Below are 19,573 nucleotides of genomic sequence, written 5' to 3'. Positions count from 1 at the left end.
AAGTAACGACTGATGAGATCCTAGCAGCACTTGAACTAATTAATCAACGACCATTAAAAATACATCATCAACAGACTGCCATTGAAAGATTCCGGGCTTGTTCGGATTAAACTTGTAATTTGCCCATTAAAAAAATAATTATTAAAATGTAGCACTTAACGATATTCGTTGAGTGCTATTTGTTTGTCCTAAGTAAGACGTAAAAAAGCTTATTTTTTATACCTTGATTGCGGTCGCTCCGCGTAATAAACTGCGAGAGAGGATGTTTTTACTATGAAACGAGACCAATTAAAAGAATTAGGTTTAACAGATGAACAGATCGACAAGATTATGGGCCAGCACGGTGCTGATGTGGAGAAAGCTAAAGTCACAGCAAATGATGCTGAGTCACTCAAGACTGAAATGACTCACTTAAAGCTCAACTGACCGAAAACGGTAAGAATATCAAGGCTTTGACAAAACAGGCGGGCAACTCAGATGAGTTAAACAAACAACTCGAAAACCTGCAAAACAAATATCAAGCCGATACCGAATCCCTACCAGGACAGTTACAGCAAGCTAAGCTTAACGGTGCTTTAGACACTGTCTTAAGTTCTTCTAAGGTTCGTAATCCTGAAGCTGCTAGGTATTGCTGAATATGGACGAAATCAAGTTGACCGATAAAGGCGAACTCGAAGGTGTCGATGCACAAATCGCTTCACTCAAAGTGGACAGTTGCGTTATTCTGCACATATATAAATTCTTATTGTAGTATATCAAAAATACACAAAATATTGACTGATTTGTGAAAAAGAAGTTATTTTTCCGTTGACAAATGTAGACGCCTATTCTATATTTAACTTGAGGTTTACAAATGTAAACGGAAAGGAAGTTATTCTCATGACACAACTTATTACTCTAGTATTAAGCATTCTGATTGTTGGATTCGTTATCTGGTGGTTTTTTGGTCATCGTGAAGAGGAGGCCGTTCAAGCTAACGTGGCAGACGGAACGCAACAAGTCGACATTGTCGTGGACGGTGGATACTCGCCAAGCACCGTGGTCCTCAAACAAGGGCAACCAGCTAATCTTATTTTTGAACGTAAAGATCCTTCTAACTGTTTGGAACAGGTAACGTTCGCTGATTTTGGTATCAACGAATTTTTGCCGCAAAAAGAAAAGCACGCTATTTCGATTGATACCAGTAAGTTTGGTGAATACGACTTTGCCTGTGGCATGAACATGTTTCATGGCAAGGTGGTGGTTCGCTAATGTCCTACACAAAGCGCTTTTACATTACTTTAATTTTATCGATCCCGATGTTGGGGCAAATGGTACTCATGCCATTTCATCTAATGATGCCAGCTTATAACTGGGTGGCGCTGATTACGACGACTATTATTATGTTGGTGGCGGCGTTGCCGTTTTGGCAAAGTGGTTGGGCAGCCTTCAAGCACCATAACGCCAACATGGATACTTTGGTAGCGATTGGGACGTTCGTTTCCTACTTTTACTCTGTGTTTGCGATGATGACCAATCGGGAGGTCTACTTTGAAAGTGCGGCCTTTATCACGGTATTTGTGCTGCTAGGTCAGGTATTCGAGGAACGGATGCGTAACAACGCTTCGAACGCTGTTGAAAAACTCGTGCAATTGCAAGCATCCGATGCTGAGGTGCTCCGGGATAATGCGTTTGTTCGTGTGCCGTTGGAAGAAGTTGTTAGTGGGGATGTCATTCGGGTCAAACCGGGAGAAAAAATTCCGGTGGATGGTGTGATCGTTTCGGGAACCACAACGATTGACGAGGCGATGGTGACTGGCGAAAGTTTACCGGTGGCCAAGGGCGTTGACGATTCTGTCATCGGGTCCACCATGAATACGACTGGGACCGTAACCTTCAAGGCGACTAAGGTGGGTGAGGAAACTTTGCTTGCCCAAATCGTTGAAATGGTGAAACGCGCCCAAACGAGTCATGCGCCAATTCAGAAACTAACGGATAAGATTTCCAACATCTTTGTCCCCATTGTGCTCATTGTAGCCGTGCTAGCATTTGATATTTGGTATGTATTATTAGGGGCCACGGCTGTACACGCGCTACTATTTGCGGTGGCCGTTATCGTGATTGCTTGTCCATGTGCATTGGGATTGGCGACACCAACGGCATTGATGGTTGGAACGGCTCGCAGTGCCAAGATGGGTGTCCTCATTAAAAGTGGCGAAGTCCTAGAAGCCGTCAACAAAATCGATACGATTGTCTTTGATAAGACGGGAACCCTGACGAAGGGGACACCAGAAGTGACGGATATTGTAGGTGATGAAGCTAAACTGTTGAGGATTGCGGCTAGTTTGGAAGAACAGTCCGAACATCCGCTTGCGAGTGCGATTTTAGACCGTGCCAAACAGCAACAAATCAAAGTAACAATACCGACTAATTTCCAAGCCGTCGAGGGAAAAGGCGTGCAGGCTGAACTCTTTGGTCAACATGTCTTTGTCGGTAACGAAAAGCTAGCAATAAACGCGCAAATCAGTGAGCGTTTGAAAGCTCAAATGACCGCACTTCAAAAAGCGGCCAAAACGGTTGTGGTGGTTGGTGAAAATGATACTGTCATTGGATTAATTGCCATTCAAGACGTGGCACGTGAGAATGCAAAGGTCACTATTGGCCAATTGAAGGATCAGGGGTTACGAACGGTGATGTTGACGGGAGACAACGCTAATGTTGCTAGGGCGATTGCCACTCAAATTGGCATTGATGACGTTATCGCGGATGTGCTACCCGGTGAAAAAGCTGATCATATTAAACAGCTCCAGCAATCGCACCGGGTTGCCTTTGTGGGTGACGGAATCAATGATGCACTAGCATTATCAACTGCTGATGTTGGTATCGCGATGGGCGCTGGAACAGATATTGCGATTGAGTCAGGCGGGATTGTCTTGGTTAAAAATGACCTTCAAGGAGTTGTTCGGGCACTCGCAATTAGTCATAAGACCTTTAACCGCATTAAATTAAATCTGTTTTGGGCCTTATTCTATAACGTGATTGGGATTCCAATTGCGGCTGGCGTCTTTGTCGGCGTTGGTCTAACGCTAAGTCCGGAATTCTCAGGATTGGCTATGGCCCTGAGCTCAATTTCAGTTGTGGGTTCATCATTACTATTAAATAAAGCTAAGATTGTGGATGACCCAGCGTTGTCTACGAAGTGAATTAGACTAGAAAAGCCATCGCACGCGAACGTGATGGCTTTTTGCTTACTTAAATTTAACAGCTGTTCCGTATGCGGCCACAGACTGCATATCGGTACCAATTGAGCCAGAATCAAATCGCATCATAACGACGGCATCGGCGCCCATGTCCGCTGCATTTTGTTTTAAGCGCTCAATGGCAACGTCACGCGCTTCAGTCAGCATGTTGGTGTAATCCTTAATCTCGCCACCAACCACATTCTTGAGCGAGGCACCAATGTTTCGCACGATGTTTTTAGATTGGGTTGTTAAGCCAAAAACCTCTCCGATGACCTCATAATCTTTTCCCGGAATGTGTTCAGTTGTTGTCACTAAAATAGTTGCCATGCTGATTCCTCCTTAGATAGTTACAGATATTATTTTACATTTTTTGATTTGAGCGCAAATATTACCGTGAAAAAAATCGTACTTAAAAGTGTGAGCACAGAAAAACGATGAAAATTCAATGATAGCCCTCCTCATAATTCGAGACCTTTATTCCGTCCTAATTATATCACGGTGTTAAAATTTTCTTTTGAATTTGAAACGAGAATTCCATAATGGGGTATTTTTTACCCTTTTTAAAAAATGAAATCCCGGTTTAAAAGTATTTTGATTTCAAAAATAAAGTTTTTTTGCCTTTTACGAAATTTCTTCGTTTTTTTGCTTATCATTCTCATTTTTGAAATGCTGTTATATCAGGCGATTTCGAAATTCGATTAAAATCAAATTAAGTCAAAGGTTGACCTACAACCGTTTTCACGAGCACTCGTTACCGTTTCCACGACCACTTTTTGTTTGGCCTCTCATTTAATAAAATTTTAGTTAGCAAATCAGAGGAGGATCACATTTTGAGAACATTTGAAAAAACAATTGAAGATCACATTGAGTCATTCGAGGCGTGCAAACGACATTTTAAGCCAGTCCATAATCCGGTGTTTGAGATCAAAGTCCAGAACAAAATTGGAGACGATCCCATCTGGGTGATGAATGATGGGATGAAACTACTATCACGCATGCTGATTTCGGACGGGATCATGGAGATTAGCGTCAACATCACGGGGACCGGGATCACGGTCAAGAAGCGTTATGCCATTAGAAGGGGAAAGTGCCAGTTACAAAGCTTTCGCGGCTATGTTCACGATGAATCGTTGGACTTTGGCATTTTCATGGAACGCCTTGATTCCGAACTATTACTGATTGTGAAAGTGGATAAACCTAGCGTTATTTTTCCCAATCTATTTATTGCAATGTAAAAAGCCTTGCCGTAGCAAGACTTTAAAGTGCGAACGTAATTAAAATTTCAAGAAGCGCAAAAGCGATGAGCCACAGATGCTGATCCAGTAGTCTGGCCTTTAGGTACCAGACAATGAGTAACAAGATAACTGAAAGGAAAGCCATAAATACGTGAGAAATCGCAAAGATAGCGATAATCGTAATTGCTAAGATGATTAAGGAACTCATGGTAATTGAGCGGTGGTCGTTGGTAAAGTACGGCTCTAGGAAGAATATGGTGAGTAGCCAAAGAACCAACAACTGATTAAAAATAGCGCTTGGAAAAAACTCGTACTTCGTATAGTAAATGGCAATTGGGGCTGTTGCAGAGACGATTAAGGACAGCACACCGAGGCCAAAGACATTCTGTAGTTTAAGTGACTTGAAACTCAGTAGAATAATGGCAATCACGTATAGTCCAGCTAGACCAGCAATCGAAAGGTTGAGTTTTTCAATTGCTAATAGAATAGGGATAATGGTAATTCCCGCAATCGGCAAAATAAGGTTTGATTTAAAATTCGATTTTAGCGTAAAAGCAGTTAAAAAGGCCGCAAAGAAGGTAAAGATGATGAGGGCAAGTGTTACTGCATCAAATGGCTTGGCGGAATTTTTACCGGTAAAATGACCAACAAAGAACCACCAAGCCACCGCTTGTAGGCCTGAGTAGAGGAGTAATTCACGCATTTTACGCTGTCTGAGAAAATTATTGAGAGCTGACTTCACGGTTGTAGACTCCAATTTCGTTTAATTAGACACCATTATAACGTATTCATCGGTTTGGGGAGAGTCAAATGTCGAATTTATGCCTTTCCTCATTACATAAGAAATTGAGTTGTGCTAAACTTGTAAAGTTATGAGTTTTCCATTCCCGATAGGATTCGTAATTTTACGAAGAAGCCTTGTAACCGTATTTAATTTATCAGGGGGAATTTATTGTGCAAGAGAAACATTTATTTACGTCGGAGTCCGTTTCGGAAGGACATCCAGACAAGATTGCTGATCAAATTAGTGATGCTATTTTAGACGCCATTTTGGCGCAAGATCCAGACGCTCGTGTGGCCTGCGAAACTTCAGTGACGACCGGACTTGTCCTCGTTTTTGGTGAAATTTCAACTAAGGCATACGTTGATATCCAACACGTTGTCCGTAATACCATCAAGCGCATCGGTTATACTGACGGCCTTTATGGCTTTGATGGTGATAATTGTGCCGTGATGGTGGCGATTGACGAACAATCACCTGATATTGCTCAAGGAGTTAACGATTCACTCGAAACTCGTGAAGGTGAAGAAGATCCACTCGACAAGATTGGTGCTGGTGATCAAGGTATGATGTTTGGTTACGCCATTGATGAAACGCCAGAATTGATGCCATTACCAATTTCATTAAGTCACCGCTTAATGCGTAAAATTGCTAAGCTTCGTAAGAGTGGCGAAATTAGTTACCTTCGCCCAGATGCTAAGGCTGAGGTTACGGTTGAATATGATGATGATAATCAACCAATCCGGGTTGACGCCGTGGTTTTAAGTACCCAGCACGATCCCGATGTTGAGTTAGAAACGATTCGTCAAGATGTCATTGATAAGGTCATTAAGGAAGTGATTCCTGCTGACTTGCTTGATGATAAGACGAAGTTCTACGTGAACCCAACTGGTCGTTTTGTTATCGGTGGTCCTCAAGGGGATGCCGGTTTGACAGGACGGAAGGTGATTGTTGATACTTATGGTGGTTACGCTCGTCATGGTGGTGGTGCCTTTTCTGGTAAGGATGCCACTAAGGTGGACCGTTCTGCTAGTTATGCAGCTCGTTACATCGCCAAGAACATCGTGGCTGCTGGGTTAGCTCACCAAGCCGAAGTGCAATTAGCTTACGCAATTGGTGTTGCGCAACCAGTTTCAATTTCAGTTAACACGTTTGGTAGTAACAACGTGTCAGAAGTTGAATTGACACAAGCTATCCGTGAGATTTTTGACCTTCGTCCAGCTGGTATCATCAAGATGCTAGACTTGAAGCGCCCAATCTACGAGCAAACTGCTGCGTATGGTCACTTTGGTCGGACTGACATTGATTTACCATGGGAGCACCTAGATAAAGTTGACGAATTAAAAAAGTATTTTAACAAAGACTAAACAAAGGGCAGAGACGTGCTTTGTCAACGACAAAGCCGTCACTGTTTTTTAATGTCTTGATTTTCTATGAAAATTGTTAATCTAAATTTGGAGGGGTTTAGTTGAAGCTTTCAGTTTTGGGACCTAAAGGCACGTTTACAGATATGGCGGCACAGGCTTACGTTAGGGAGGCTAATAACTTAGATTTAGAGATTCAGTACTATCAGTCATTTGATGAAGTTAGCGATAGTGTTGAGGGCGATAATCTAGGGCTATTACCATTGGAGAATCAGCTAGACGGATTTGTGTTGGCTACGCTGGAAAAGTTGAAAGTTGCGCCAATTTCAATTCTTGCGGAGTTGGAGGTGGCGGTCAATTTTGGCCTGATTGGTCACGCTGAAAAGCTGACTGATATTAAACGCCTATTTGTCCAATTCAAAACGGAAGGCCAGTGCACAAAATTAATTAAGTCACTGCCAAATGTGGAAATTATCACCACTTCAAGTAATATTATTTCTTTGAATCAAGCAATAGCTGGACAGCCTGGAGATGCTGCAATTGTGTCAGAGGCTGAAGTAGACAACGTCTCGTTGCCACTGAAATTGCATAATGTGGCGGATCGGGAGGACAATCACACTAGATTTATTGTGTTCAAACGACAGTCAGCCGAGACGGTTCACATGGCTGAAAAGTTTAAGGCAAGCCTCTATGTAACGCCACCAGACGATGGGCCTGGGACGTTGTACAATATATTAGGGTACTTCGTTGCGCATCATTTGAATCTAGTGGCCTTGATTTCAGAACCGACCAAGGAACAGATTGGCCGCTACTCGTTTTATATAGAGGTTTCTGGAATGCCGGAACAACAGGCTGATTTGATTAAAGTGGTCGGTGAACTGTCACAACAATTTGAAGTTAATTTTTTGGGATTGTACCCCTTTAATAAAAAACCTAAGTTGACTGAAAAGTCACTTAACATCTAAATAAGGAGGAAATAGCTTGGAAAAGAAAACAAACGTTGTACTTGTTACTATCGCGGTTTTCGTTGCTTCATTTATGACCGCGATTGAAGGAACTATTGTATCCACCGCGATGCCAACGATTGTTGGAGACCTTCATGGGGTTTCCATCATGAACTGGATTTTTTCAATTTACTTACTGACCAATGCAATTGCGACACCATTGTACGGTAAATTATCGGATACTATCGGTCGGAAGAAAGTGCTTATTTTTGGACTAACCGTCTTCATCATCGGTTCCGCAATGTCAGGATTGTCAGAAAGCATGATGACGCTGATTATCTGGCGGGCGGTTCAAGGAATTGGTGCCGGTGCGATTATGCCGGTGACGTTCACCATCATTGCCGATATTTACCCATTTGAAAAACGGGCGAAGGTATTGGGCTTCAACGGGGCTTCATGGGGAATTGCTTCGATTGTGGCGCCCCTAATTGGTGGTTTTATCGTCGATCAACTAACCTGGCACTGGATTTTCTTCATTAACGTACCAATCGGGCTATTAACGATTGCCTTAATCGCAATTTTTCATCACGAAACTTTCGTGCCGCGCAAAACTAAGATGGATTATCAAGGCAGTTTCTGGCTGTCTATAACACTGTTAGCTATTATGTATATTTTCCAAATGCTCAGTGCAACTAATTTAAATTGGCTTATGGTGGCAGTAGTAATTGTTGTTGCGGTCGTCGCCGGTTTCTTGTTTGTTCGTCGAGAACAACGGATTGATTACCCAATTATTCCGCTCGATTTATTTAAGAACCGGACATTTGTGACGCAAAATTTAGTAGCCGCTCTAATTAGTGGCTTTTTGATTGGTTTTGATGTCTACATTCCAATGTGGGCGCAAGGTATCAACGGCTTGCCCGCAACGATTGCTGGATTTGCCCTGGCACCTAGTTCCATTATGTGGATGCTGGGATCGTTTACGGCCGGCCGATTGTTAGTAAGCTTAACGCCCAAACGAGTCGTGATGATTAGTTTATCACTGGTTCTCATTGGTGCCGTTACGTTCTCGCTATTCCCAGTATCGATTCCGTTTGGCTGGTTCTATCTTGTGGCTGCCATTTGTGGAACTGGATTTGGGATTACGATTACGACTACAACCGTCACGGTTCAAAATCAGGTTTCCAATCAAGATGTCGGAATTGCAACATCCTTGAATACGTTGAGCCGGACATTAAGTCAAACACTGATGGTATCGGTCTTCGGAATCGTCTTGAACGTCATGATGGCTAGAGGTGTAGATGCTCATCCTGGGACAACGATGACCATGATGAACCAATTAATTAATCCTAAGACGGCTTTACAGCTGCCGGAAAAATTATTGCCGGTATTGCGGGATATTCTCTACCAAGGGATTCACTATGTCTTCATCTTAGGTGTTGGCTTGATTATTGTTGCCTTCCTAATCAATGCATTGGATCGACCAAAAGCAAAATAGAAAAAATAAACGCTAGCGATTTGTCGTCGCTAGCGTTTTTGTATAGCCAGTAAAATGGGTGGTTCATGAATTTGGTTAATAAATTGATAGGAAAGTACTTGGAACTGTTTTTGATCAAGGGTACTTGCAAAGTGAATGACAGCATCTTTTTCTGCCTTACCACCTGGATGCCCGTAGTAGAGTACCGCAATGACCACACCGCCAGCACTAAGATGAGCAAGCATTTGTTGCAATGCCTGCAAGGTCGATTCCGCATGAGTTGTAATCTGTTTATCGCCACCGGGTAAATAGCCAAGATTGAAAATAGCAGCCGATATTGATTGATTTTCAGGCAAATAAGCAGCTAAATTTGCGTGGCTATCGTGAATGAGTTGAACTTGTGAGGCCAACCCTGCATTATCCAATCGTGTTTTGGTTTGGCTGAGGGCAGCTTCTTGGATGTCGAACGCCAAAACGTGGCCACTTTGTCCGACTAATTCTGCTAGTAAAGCAGTATCATGGCCGTTACCGGCCGTACCATCAATAACAGTATCACCCGGTTGAACGGCGGCTTTTAACAGCTGATGACTGAAAGCTAAGGATGATTCAAGTTGCATATGTGCTTACCTCCATTTGATTCCATAGAAAAAGGCTTGAGAAAGGGTGAGTAGGACGAATCCCAACAAGAAACCTGCCAGTACATCGCTAGGATAGTGAACACCGACGTAAATGCGACTAATGCCAATCAGCGCAATCCAAATTGCTAGCAAGGCGACGAGTCCCACTCGGATGGTTTGATTTTTGACCAAATGCCATAGCATTAAAATGAGTGAGCCAAACAGGAGCATGGCTGTGATTGAGTGGCCGCTGGGGAAGCTGTACGAAGTTAAGTGAAACAGTGGATGCTGGTCTGGTCGTGGTCTTTGAACGGCATTTTTAATTAGTGAATTGGCTAAACCACCGAATGACAGTACGTTGATTAATAGGAAAGCGGCGAATTTATAGTTTTTTAGAAATGAGCTGATGATGGCGAGGATAAAAGTGAAAATACCAACTGGGACAGGGTTGCCAGATAACGTAACAAACGTGAGGAAGCCCCGGAAATCTTGAAAAGTGGCGCCACGAAAGAAATTAATGAGACTTTGATCAAATGAGGTCAGCCACGGCTTTCCCGTGAGTACGCTGATTAACAGAATGATGAATCCTAGTAAGGCGATGACAGAGAGGCCAAGTTGAGTGCGCTTAACCTGCCAATTGGTTAAAGTTTGCGATGATTTCATGTGTGATAAATCCCCCAGATTTTCTTTATCACTAGTATACCATCTCGGAAGGTAGGATTTTCTACTGGTTGCCTTGCTTTTTGCCATTGGCTTTGGTAGCATTAGGTAATCTTATTAAATATTAATGTTACGAGGATTAGTAGACTAGTCAACGTGTTCAGAAACTAAGTGGTTGTTGCGAACTTAGCGCGTTGGCCTGCCGAACTCACCTCTTTATCTTCTGGCTGAACAATCAGTAGGCCAGGACGTCTGGTTCGCGTTACGAATTTGAGAGCCCATTATTGGGAATATTAGGTGGTACCGCGGCTAGTTCGTCCTATAAGAAGCAAGAGCTTCTTGTAGGCTTTTTTTATACCAACTTTTAGTTTTAATCATAATTTGAGAGGGAGCGTTTTGAGTGGCATACGATCACAAAATAATTGAACGTAAGTGGCAACACTATTGGAAGGAAAATAAAACTTTCAAGACTAATGATGACAGTACTAAGGAAAAGTTCTATGCCTTAGATATGTTCCCATATCCATCTGGACAAGGCCTGCACGTTGGTCATCCTGAAGGTTACACGGCAACGGATATTATTTCCAGAATGAAGCGGATGCAGGGCTACAGTGTATTGCATCCAATGGGCTGGGATGCTTTTGGTTTGCCAGCAGAACAATACGCATTGAAGACAGGCCATAATCCCAAGGACTTTACAGCGCAAAATATTAAAAACTTTAAGCGTCAAATCCGTTCACTAGGTTTTTCATACGATTGGGATCGTGAAATTAACACGACAGACCCATCGTACTATAAGTGGACGCAATGGATTTTTGAACAGTTATACAAAAAAGGCCTCGCTTACGAGGACGAGATTATGGTCAACTGGGCGCCAGACTTTATGGGCGGAACCGTTGTGGCCAACGAGGAAGTCATCGACGGAAAGACGGAACGTGGCGGTTATCCTGTTTACCGCGTACCAATGCGCCAATGGGTCTTGAAAATTACGGCCTATGCCGATCGTTTGATTGATGATTTGGATGACCTTGACTGGCCAGAAAGCATTAAGGAACAACAACGTAACTGGATTGGTCGTTCTGAAGGTGCCAGTGTCTTCTTCGATGTCGCTGGTGATGCGGATAAGAAGATTGAGGTCTTTACAACACGTCCTGATACTTTGTTTGGTGCATCATACATGGTCTTGGCTCCAGAACATGAGCTGGTTGATGCCATCACCACCGATGAACAGCGTGATGCTGTTGCAGCTTACAAGAAGCAAATTGCCACGAAGTCTGACCTTGAACGAACTGACCTGAACAAGGATAAGTCTGGTGTCTTCACAGGTGCTTATGGTGTTAATCCAATTAACGGCAAACAAGTACCTATCTGGATTGGTGATTATGTCCTTTCATCATACGGAACGGGTGCAATTATGGCCGTTCCCGCACACGATGATCGTGACTACGAATTTGCTAAGAAATTTGATTTGCCAATCCTTCCCGTTATTGAGGGTGGCGATGTGACTGAGGCAGCCTACACAGGCGACGGCAAGCACATCAACTCCGGGTTCCTCGATGGCATGGATAAAAAGGAAGCCATCTCAGCAGCCATCGATTGGCTGGAAGAACATAAAGCCGGGCAAAAGAAGGTTAACTTCCGTCTTCGTGACTGGATTTTCTCTCGTCAACGCTACTGGGGTGAACCAATTCCAGTTATTCACTGGGAAGATGGCGAAACCACTTTAGTTCCTGAAGATGAATTACCATTGAAGTTGCCAGCAACTAAGCAACTTGAACCTTCTGGGACGGGTGAAAGCCCACTGGCCAAGATTGATGACTGGGTAAACGTCGTTGATGAAAATGGTCGTAAGGGTAAACGAGAAACGAACACAATGCCACAGTGGGCGGGTAGTTCATGGTACTTCTTGCGTTACATTGATCCACACAACGATAAAATGATTGCGGATCCTGAAAAATTGGAGCGTTGGCTACCAGTTGATCTTTACATTGGTGGCGCTGAACACGCCGTCTTGCATTTGCTTTACGCGCGTTTCTGGCACAAAGTACTTTATGATTTGGGCGTTGTTCCAACGAAGGAACCATTCCAGAAGTTAGTTAACCAAGGGATGATTTTGGGAACGAACCACGAAAAGATGTCTAAATCAAAGGGTAACGTCATCAACCCAGATGAAATTGTTGAATCTCATGGGGCGGATACGTTACGACTCTATGAAATGTTCATGGGACCTTTGGATGCCTCAAAGCCTTGGAGTACTGAAGGTATTTCGGGTGCTCACCGCTGGTTAGATCGAGTGTGGCGTTTGATGATTGATGATAACAACCATCTACGTGATCGCGTCACAACCATTAACGATGGTAAACTCGATAAGATTTATAACGAAACGGTCAAAGTTGTGACCGACGATATGACGCACTTGCGTTTCAACGTGGCTATTTCTCAAATGATGGTCTTCGTCAACGAAGCATACAAAGCTGATAGTTTGCCACTTGTTTACATGGAAGGGCTTGTGCAGATGCTTTCACCAATCGCCCCTCATATTGCCGAAGAACTATGGCAATTATTGGGCCACGACGACACAATTACTTACGCCACTTGGCCAACCTACGATGAAAGTAAGTTAGTTGAGGACGAAGTTGAGCTAGCCGTTCAGGTGAACGGTAAGGTTCGTGCGCACGTTAAAGTACCAGCAACAGCCGATAAGGATGAAATCGAAAAGTTAGCGTTAGCTGATGAAACGGTTAAGCAACATCTCCAAGATGTTACCGTCCGTAAAGTGATTGTTGTGCCAAACAAGATTGTAAATATTGTAGTTGGATAAAGAAAAAATCCTGAGATTTTGATAATCTCAGGATTTTTATTTTGCCCAAAGGAAATTGATGAGGGCACGATTCACAATGAAGTTATCTTCATGAAGGCTTGAATGCTGTGCATGTTCGCCATCAACTTTCAATTCTTTGTACTTGGCAACCCGACCACGAACAATGAAGCCTAGTGATCGAGCAGAAGTAATGGTGACGACGCCGTCCGAGTTAGACCCATTTTCCAGGTCGCCATAGATGTTTAAAATCTTGACGCCTCGAGGAATCTGCTTTCTAAGATTCAGTAACATGCGGTATTCGCTGTGAATAATCTTTGGGCGACCATTTTTTAAGAGTTTATTCTGGTTAGGCATATCAGTCCAAAGCTTACTTAACGGCAAATCTGTCGGCTGATTTAATTTGTGGTTATTAATGATGCCATCGTAAGGTCCCGCAATTAAGACTAATTTATTTGGTCGGGGAAGGTTGCGATTCTTGCCATATAGCAGGGTATAGTAGAGCAGCGCGTAACTTCCCATTGAATGGCCAACCGCATTGAATTTCGTGATGCCGTAACGAGCCTTAAGGGATTTAACGACCTTTCTAATCCAATGGGCGTCTTTAAATTCACCGGCTCGATTGTTGTCGAAGACCACCTCAATCATCGGGTTTTTAGTTCCTCGGAAATAGTGGCCTTTGTACTTGAGCTTCCCGTTAGCCTTAACGTGAATGACCAAACGTTTCTTCGCAGCTCCCGATTTAGCGGCGGCATGCACCATTCGCTCTTCGGACTTGATACTTCCTGTCCACCCATGGACAAACAGGGTGTGACTGTACGTATAAAGGCGGCGTAATCGTTCGTTGCGAACATGGATAGTAGTTATCCCCAGAACAATGGCAGCAACGATGACAATAACGGCAATCCATGCCCAAATTTTACGCTTCAACTGAGTGAGTCCCCCCTCGATAAAGTTATTGCATTAATCATAGCAAACTCTTTTTTGTAACGCTAGTTAAGGATTAGTAATAGTCGTTGCTAAGTCAAGGGTTTCATATTAAAATGGATAAGATTGATTACATAGAAGGTAGGGTACGACATGTCTGAGAATTCAGATCAAGGGTCTACACAAAGTGCTGCATCGGATGCGCAACGACAAATGGTGAATGGGTCTGCATGGATGACCGCAGGAAGTATTTTGTCACGTATCCTAGGTGCCATTTACATTATTCCTTGGGGAATATGGTTTGGAAGCTTGTTCTTCCAAGGAAACGCGCTTTTTGCAAAGGGCTATAATATTTACAGTTTCTTTTTAATTGCCGCGATTGCGGGGATTCCATCGGCTATCGCCAAGCAGGTAGCCCATTATAACGCTTTGAATGAGTACGGGGTCGGGGTCCGACTTTATAAACGAGGACTAGTACTGGCTGCCATTACGGGAATTGTTTGCGCCTTAGTCCTTTACTTTGGTGCGCCGCTATTTTCTGGTGGCGATGAGAATGTGATTCCAGTATTGCACTCATTGGCATGGGCTGTACTCATCATTCCAACAATGAGTTTGACCCGAGGTTATTTCCAAGGGTATCAACAAATGGCGCCATCTGCCATTTCTCAATTTGTTGAGCAACTGGCACGTGTGATTTACATGCTGATTACGGCATTTGTGATTATGCGCGTGATGCATGGTAACTGGGTAACAGCGGTCTCGCAATCTACTTTTGCTGCATTTATCGGTGCACTGGGTGGGTTACTGGTCCTAGGCGTCTACTACTGGCGACGGCGTGACGAATTCCGCGGTCTAGTGGCGAACAGCAACAATGAAATTATTGTGCCTGCTAGCCAACTTTATCGAGAAATTTTGCAACAATCAGTACCGTTTATCGTACTGGGGGCAGGTATTACGATCTTCCAGTTGATTGACCAATTTACCTTCTTCAAGATTATGAAAATGGCAGGCGATTATTCCCAAGTTTACTTGAATGATTTATTTGCGATGTTTGCGGCTAATGCCAATAAACTTATTATGATTACGGTTTCGCTGTCATCAGCTTTGGCAGTGACGGCCGTTCCGCTTTTATCGGAAGCCTACACGAAAAATAATAAACATGAGATTAGTCGGCAAATTACGAACGTCTTTTTGATGTTTGAATTTGTGATGATTCCGAGTGCGTTAGGGATGGCAGCGATTGCGCAGCCACTTAACATTGTTTTCTACGGTGCTCAACAAGCAGGCTTGGCTACTCAAATTCTGGAATTTTCATCGTACATTTCGATTATCTTAGGTTTGTTTACGGTGACTTCCGCTATCATGCAGGGAATTTCGCAAAATAAGCGAGCTGTTAAGTATTTCGTGGTTGGAACGATTGTGAAGTTTATCGTTCAGTATCCAGCAGTTTACTTCCTTGGGAGTTTTGGAACGCTAGTGGCAACTGGAATTGGTTTAATTGTTGCCAATTACCTCATTATTCGTTCTTTGAATAACCAATTCGGACTGGATTACCATGCGATTAGTGATGATACGAATCGAGTATTGATTTTCGCTCTGATGACCTTTGTATTAGCTTGGCTCATGACCAAATTATTGGTCAGTTTTACCGGCTGGATTGGTCTTGGCAACGGTAAGATTATCAACCTTGTGATTGTTGCTATTGCGACTGGATTAGGTGGTTATAGCTATGTCTATCTTGCCCTACGTTCGCGATTGGCGGATCGGGTTATGGGACCTCGCATGGGTCGAATTAGAACCATGCTGAAAATTAAATAACCAAAAAATGACTATCCTGAGTTCAAATAAACTCGGGATAGTCATTTTTAGTTGGCTTGATGCTGGTGCATAAACTGTGGAAGCTGCCGAATAATCTGAGTGGGCAGCACCACGTACTGATTTTGCGCTAATAGTTCAGCAATGGCGCTGTGGGCATAGACCGCAGCCATCACTGCGTTATCGGTATTAGCGAATTGCGCAGTAAAACCACCAATCATTCCTGCTAAGGTATCGCCCATACCACCAGTGGCTTGTGCTGGGGTGCCTAGCGGATTTTGATAAATGCCGTTTGCAGTGTAGATTTCGGTACGGTGCGATTTCAAAACCACCGTTGCGTTGAGCTGATCACGAACTGCTTGATTAGCGGCCTCGGTTTGGTCAGTAATTTTAATGCCCGATAGTCGTTGCCATTCCATTTGATGAGGTGTAAAAATTAACCTAGCATCAGGTAAGGCCACTGAATGGGTGGCTAAGATGGTGATAGCAGATCCATCGATCACGACCGTTTGATCGGGCGTGATTAAGTGAAACACATTCCGTAGCAAATTGACGCTTTCTGGTCCTTCTCCAAGTCCCGGTCCAATGACCACCACATCGGCGGACTGAATTAGAGAATCAAACGGGGTACTCTCCATGAATACGTCAGCAAACATGGCTTCGGGAAGCCTAGCATGGAGGGCGGCTGAATTATCTGGATGGGTCAATGTCGTTACTAAGCCAGCGCCAGAATAAACAGTCGCTTCACTAGCCATAATGATGGCGCCACCAAAATTTTGATTCCCGCCAACTAAGGTGACACGTCCATAAGTGCCTTTGTAGCTATCGTCTGGCCGGATTCGAATTGTGTTGGTTAAAATTGATTGATCTAGTCGTTTCATCTAACCACTTCCTTAAAATGAGTATACCACGAGTTTTGGAGCCGAATGGGTATTAGTTTTAATGAAAGCTATGCTAGAATAAGGGTATCAAAACATTACAGGAGGCCGAAATTTTGCCAATTAATTGGAAACAAGAAGCAGACGCCCAAAAGGCTGCTTATTTAGAAGATTTAAAAACGCTCATTGCGATTGAAAGTGTGCGGGATGATTCAAAAAAGACTGAGGATATGCCACTTGGACCTGGACCAGCCAAAGCACTGCAAGCCTTTTTAGGTTTAGCAGAACGCGACGGTTTTAAAACGAAGAACCTTGATAACTTAGCCGGTTACGTGGAGTATGGAGAAGGTGACGAAACGGTGGCCATTCTAGCCCATGCAGACGTGATGCCAGCTGGTAATGGTTGGGATACGGATCCATTTACATTGACTGAAAAGGATGGCAATGTTTATGGTCGTGGCACTTCGGATGATAAGGGGCCTGGGTTGGCCGCATATTACGGTTTGAAGTTGGTTAAAAAGTTAGGCTTACCTTTGAATAAGAAGGTTCGTTTTATCATTGGAACTGATGAAGAAAGTGAGTGGACCGGTATGACCCACTATTTCAACTCAGAACCAGCACCAACGATGGGATTTTCGCCGGATGCTGAATTTGCGTTGATCAATGGTGAAAAGGGTAATGCTTCATTTACGTTCCATTCAGAAGGTACAAATGGAAACGAAGATCGCTTGATTTCATTTGATTCTGGTCTACGTGAGAATATGGTCCCTCGTGATGCAGAAGCAGTTGTCGAGACATCAGACAACGAAGCATTAGCAACTGCCTTTACTAAGTTCTTAGATGAAAATCCAGTAACGGGTGACGTGTCGGTCTCAGGTGAAGGTGTTGCACTACATGTGATTGGTAAAGCGGCTCACGGGATGGAACCTAAAAATGGGATCAATGCCGGAACTTATTTGGCGGTTTTCCTCCAAAAGGCAACTCAATTAGGTGGGAGTGCTCAACAATATATCGACTTCATTGCCGATCAACTTCACGAAGATTCACGTGTTGCTAAGATGGGCATGGCGTTTACTGACGCTACCATGGGTGACCTTACGATGAATGTCGGTGTGATGAAATTCCAAGCCAATGAGGCAGGGGAAATCGTGCTTAACTTCCGTTATCCTAAGGGCATGACGAATGATGACATTGAAGCTGGTTTGAAACGATTTGCCGAGGCAGGTCACTTTACTCTGACAGCAGGTCGGACGATGGTGCCCCATTATGTAGATCCTCAAGATCCTATCGTGCAAAAATTGATGACCGTTTACCGCAACCAAACTGGTGAAACGGATGCGGAACCAGAAGTTGTGGGCGGTGGAACTTATGGCCGACTGATGGACCGCGGAGTCGCATTTGGCGCCTTATTTCCACATACAACTGATAGCATGCATCAAGCAAATGAGTTCCAACCAATTGCTGATTTAATCCAAGCCATGTCTATCTATGGTGAGTCAATTTATGAACTAGCTAAGGATAAAGACTAAGCAGTTACTGATAAATGAAGGTGAGGCGATTCTAATGGCAAGCATTCCATACAACCGAATTCTAGTCGGTATTGATGGGTCAAAGCAGGCTAAGCGGGCTGTATTAAAGGCGATTGCATCTGCCAAACGAAACGATGCGGAACTTATTATTGCAACCGTGATGCGCCAGAGTGCCACGAAGACTAGTTTTGGCTACATTGACCAAGAGATGCTAGATGAGGTTAAAACTGAGTTTGAAGAACTAGTGGCTAAGTATAAGCAGGCTGCCTTGGATGAGGGACTAAAAAACGTTGAAACGATTGTCAAATATGGAAATCCCAAAACGGAACTGGCTAATACGCTTCCGCTGGAAAAGGGTGTCGACCTTATCATTTTGGGCGCAACCGGTGCTAATGTTGTCGAACGGATGATGATGGGATCGACTGCGAGTTATGTCGTTGCAAACGCGGCGAGCGACGTGCTAATTATTAGAACGAACCAAGCCAACGAACCGCTTAAAAGATAAATAAAAAGCCACTCATCGGCTGATGAGTGGCTTTTTAAATTACATTGCTTCAGAAACGCTTGGCTTGCGGATCTTGGCTAATGCATCGTCGATTTGGCCGAGCACGATTTCTTCGTTGCCAGGTTCTTCCAAATCATATTTTTGAAGGTCAATCTTAATCTTAGGACTAATATCATAGTTTTCAAACCATTCTTGGTAAGCCGTCCAGATCTTCTTGTAGTATGATTCGAGTTCTGGGTTACCATCGAATTGCTCGTAGTCACGGCCACGCTTCTTAATACGGTAAAGAATGGTATCAAAGTCGCTTGAGGCGTAAACAAGTAAATCTGGTGCCTTCTTAGGTAAGTCCTTTAATTCCGTCATCATGCTATCAAGTAACGTTAAGTAAACGCTCAACTCAGTATCTGAGATGTTACCTTCAGCATTGTTCTCACGCGTGAAAAGTGCGTCTTCATAAATTGAACGGTCTAAAACGTTGTTGTCGTCTGCCAACGCCTGCTTAATCATTGCAAAACGCTTGTTTAAGAAGTAAATCTGAAGCAAGAAGCCGTATTGCTTTGGATCCTTATAGTATAGTGGCAAAACTGGGTTGTCGCCAACTGGTTCGAAGAATGGCTTCGAATTTAAATGTTCTGCAATTTTTGCTGATAATGTAGTCTTACCTACACCAATCATTCCTGCTGTAATAATCACCATGATAGCCCCTCTTTTTATTGAAATCTACAACATATAGTGTAGCATATTATTCTACGCCACAACATCTATTTTTAAGATTTCTACCAAATTTTGAATTAGAAAGGGCGAT

General features: G+C 43.4%; 19 protein-coding genes, 1 pseudogene, 1 riboswitch and 1 other annotated feature. Of the genes and pseudogenes, 13 read left to right on the top strand and 7 right to left on the bottom strand.

Annotated features, from left to right (window positions below; genetic code table 11):
- The 5 genes and pseudogenes from LOSG293_RS00825 to LOSG293_RS00805 all read left to right on the top strand — a co-directional run.
- A pseudogene (locus tag LOSG293_RS00825) lies at window positions 1–110 on the top strand (IS30 family transposase); the annotation flags it as partial.
- 163 nt (window positions 111–273) lie between these two features.
- The gene (locus tag LOSG293_RS10025) at window positions 274–426 is read left to right on the top strand and encodes a phage scaffolding protein (protein ID WP_191976205.1); all 153 of its coding nucleotides are present in this window, start codon (window positions 274–276) and stop codon (window positions 424–426) included.
- A 26-nt stretch (window positions 427–452) separates the two neighbouring features.
- On the top strand, window positions 453–635 hold the full coding sequence (locus LOSG293_RS00815; RefSeq protein ID WP_051907133.1) for a phage scaffolding protein: 183 nt from the start codon (window positions 453–455) through the stop codon (window positions 633–635).
- A 244-nt stretch (window positions 636–879) separates the two neighbouring features.
- Window positions 880–1,251, top strand: coding sequence for a cupredoxin domain-containing protein (locus LOSG293_RS00810; protein ID WP_034525827.1), 372 nt, complete (start codon window positions 880–882; stop codon window positions 1,249–1,251).
- The gene (locus LOSG293_RS00805) at window positions 1,251–3,182 is read left to right on the top strand and encodes a copper-translocating P-type ATPase (RefSeq protein WP_034525823.1); all 1,932 of its coding nucleotides are present in this window, start codon (window positions 1,251–1,253) and stop codon (window positions 3,180–3,182) included. Before LOSG293_RS00810 ends, LOSG293_RS00805 begins: the two co-directional genes overlap by 1 nt.
- 45 nt (window positions 3,183–3,227) lie before the next feature.
- On the opposite strand, the gene LOSG293_RS00800 is transcribed toward LOSG293_RS00805, so the two are convergent.
- The gene (locus LOSG293_RS00800; protein WP_034525820.1) at window positions 3,228–3,548 is read right to left on the bottom strand and encodes a heavy metal-binding domain-containing protein; all 321 of its coding nucleotides are present in this window, start codon (window positions 3,546–3,548) and stop codon (window positions 3,228–3,230) included.
- Between the two features lie 503 nt (window positions 3,549–4,051).
- Here LOSG293_RS00800 and LOSG293_RS00795 point away from each other — a divergent pair.
- The gene (locus LOSG293_RS00795) at window positions 4,052–4,456 is read left to right on the top strand and encodes a hypothetical protein (protein ID WP_034525818.1); all 405 of its coding nucleotides are present in this window, start codon (window positions 4,052–4,054) and stop codon (window positions 4,454–4,456) included.
- Between the two features lie 22 nt (window positions 4,457–4,478).
- Here the strand turns inward: LOSG293_RS00795 and LOSG293_RS00790 are convergent, their stop codons facing one another.
- On the bottom strand, window positions 4,479–5,198 hold the full coding sequence (locus LOSG293_RS00790) for a hypothetical protein (RefSeq protein WP_034525815.1): 720 nt from the start codon (window positions 5,196–5,198) through the stop codon (window positions 4,479–4,481).
- A gap of 123 nt (window positions 5,199–5,321) precedes the next feature.
- Window positions 5,322–5,413: riboswitch (SMK box riboswitch) on the top strand.
- Between LOSG293_RS00790 and metK the strand changes: the two genes are divergently transcribed.
- The 3 genes from metK to LOSG293_RS00775 all read left to right on the top strand — a co-directional run bounded on the left by metK (window position 5,411) and on the right by LOSG293_RS00775 (window position 9,040).
- Window positions 5,411–6,604 carry a methionine adenosyltransferase gene (metK, locus tag LOSG293_RS00785; RefSeq protein WP_034525812.1) on the top strand — a complete coding sequence of 398 codons (1,194 nt, stop codon included), beginning with the start codon at window positions 5,411–5,413 and terminating at the stop codon, window positions 6,602–6,604. Its footprint overlaps the riboswitch before it by 3 nt.
- Window positions 6,605–6,705: 101 nt before the next feature.
- The gene (locus LOSG293_RS00780; RefSeq protein WP_034525807.1) at window positions 6,706–7,566 is read left to right on the top strand and encodes a prephenate dehydratase; all 861 of its coding nucleotides are present in this window, start codon (window positions 6,706–6,708) and stop codon (window positions 7,564–7,566) included.
- Between the two features lie 16 nt (window positions 7,567–7,582).
- Complete coding sequence (locus tag LOSG293_RS00775; protein WP_034525805.1) at window positions 7,583–9,040, top strand: MDR family MFS transporter; 1,458 nt, start codon at window positions 7,583–7,585, stop codon at window positions 9,038–9,040.
- Between the two features lie 29 nt (window positions 9,041–9,069).
- Here LOSG293_RS00775 and mnmM read toward each other — a convergent pair whose 3' ends face one another.
- Together mnmM and LOSG293_RS00765 are read right to left on the bottom strand one after the other, a co-directional pair.
- On the bottom strand, window positions 9,070–9,636 hold the full coding sequence (mnmM, locus tag LOSG293_RS00770; RefSeq protein ID WP_034525803.1) for a tRNA 5-(aminomethyl)-2-thiouridylate-methyltransferase MnmM: 567 nt from the start codon (window positions 9,634–9,636) through the stop codon (window positions 9,070–9,072).
- Window positions 9,637–9,642: 6 nt separating this feature from the next.
- The gene (locus LOSG293_RS00765) at window positions 9,643–10,299 is read right to left on the bottom strand and encodes a phosphatase PAP2 family protein (protein WP_034525801.1); all 657 of its coding nucleotides are present in this window, start codon (window positions 10,297–10,299) and stop codon (window positions 9,643–9,645) included.
- Between the two features lie 118 nt (window positions 10,300–10,417).
- Window positions 10,418–10,621, top strand: a binding site (T-box leader).
- Window positions 10,622–10,696: 75 nt separating this feature from the next.
- Between LOSG293_RS00765 and leuS the strand changes: the two genes are divergently transcribed.
- Entirely contained in the window at window positions 10,697–13,117 is a 2,421-nt protein-coding gene (leuS, locus tag LOSG293_RS00760) for a leucine--tRNA ligase (protein ID WP_034525794.1), read from the top strand.
- Between the two features lie 36 nt (window positions 13,118–13,153).
- Here the strand turns inward: leuS and LOSG293_RS00755 are convergent, their stop codons facing one another.
- The gene (locus LOSG293_RS00755) at window positions 13,154–14,044 is read right to left on the bottom strand and encodes an alpha/beta hydrolase (RefSeq protein ID WP_235786774.1); all 891 of its coding nucleotides are present in this window, start codon (window positions 14,042–14,044) and stop codon (window positions 13,154–13,156) included.
- 150 nt (window positions 14,045–14,194) lie between these two features.
- Between LOSG293_RS00755 and LOSG293_RS00750 the strand changes: the two genes are divergently transcribed.
- A complete protein-coding gene (locus LOSG293_RS00750; RefSeq protein ID WP_034525792.1) occupies window positions 14,195–15,859 on the top strand; it encodes a putative polysaccharide biosynthesis protein in 1,665 nt (554 codons plus the stop codon).
- A gap of 47 nt (window positions 15,860–15,906) precedes the next feature.
- Here the strand turns inward: LOSG293_RS00750 and LOSG293_RS00745 are convergent, their stop codons facing one another.
- A complete protein-coding gene (locus LOSG293_RS00745) occupies window positions 15,907–16,737 on the bottom strand; it encodes an NAD(P)H-hydrate dehydratase (RefSeq protein ID WP_034525789.1) in 831 nt (276 codons plus the stop codon).
- Between the two features lie 113 nt (window positions 16,738–16,850).
- Here LOSG293_RS00745 and pepV point away from each other — a divergent pair, with 113 nt between their 5' ends.
- Complete coding sequence (gene pepV / locus LOSG293_RS00740; protein WP_034525787.1) at window positions 16,851–18,263, top strand: dipeptidase PepV; 1,413 nt, start codon at window positions 16,851–16,853, stop codon at window positions 18,261–18,263.
- Window positions 18,264–18,297: 34 nt separating this feature from the next.
- Window positions 18,298–18,768 carry a universal stress protein gene (locus LOSG293_RS00735; RefSeq protein ID WP_034525784.1) on the top strand — a complete coding sequence of 157 codons (471 nt, stop codon included), beginning with the start codon at window positions 18,298–18,300 and terminating at the stop codon, window positions 18,766–18,768.
- A 39-nt stretch (window positions 18,769–18,807) separates the two neighbouring features.
- Here LOSG293_RS00735 and LOSG293_RS00730 read toward each other — a convergent pair whose 3' ends face one another.
- Window positions 18,808–19,464 (bottom strand): deoxynucleoside kinase, encoded by a 657-nt coding sequence (locus LOSG293_RS00730; RefSeq protein WP_034525782.1) that lies wholly within the window; start codon window positions 19,462–19,464, stop codon window positions 18,808–18,810.
- Window positions 19,465–19,573: the final 109 nt, after the last annotated feature.

The sequence above is a fragment of the Secundilactobacillus oryzae JCM 18671 genome (assembly GCF_000740055.1).
In the GTDB taxonomy this organism is placed as follows: Bacteria; Bacillota; Bacilli; order Lactobacillales; family Lactobacillaceae; genus Secundilactobacillus; species Secundilactobacillus oryzae.
Note: the sequence above shows the minus strand (reverse complement) of the source record. Positions and strands in the feature narration are given on the sequence as shown.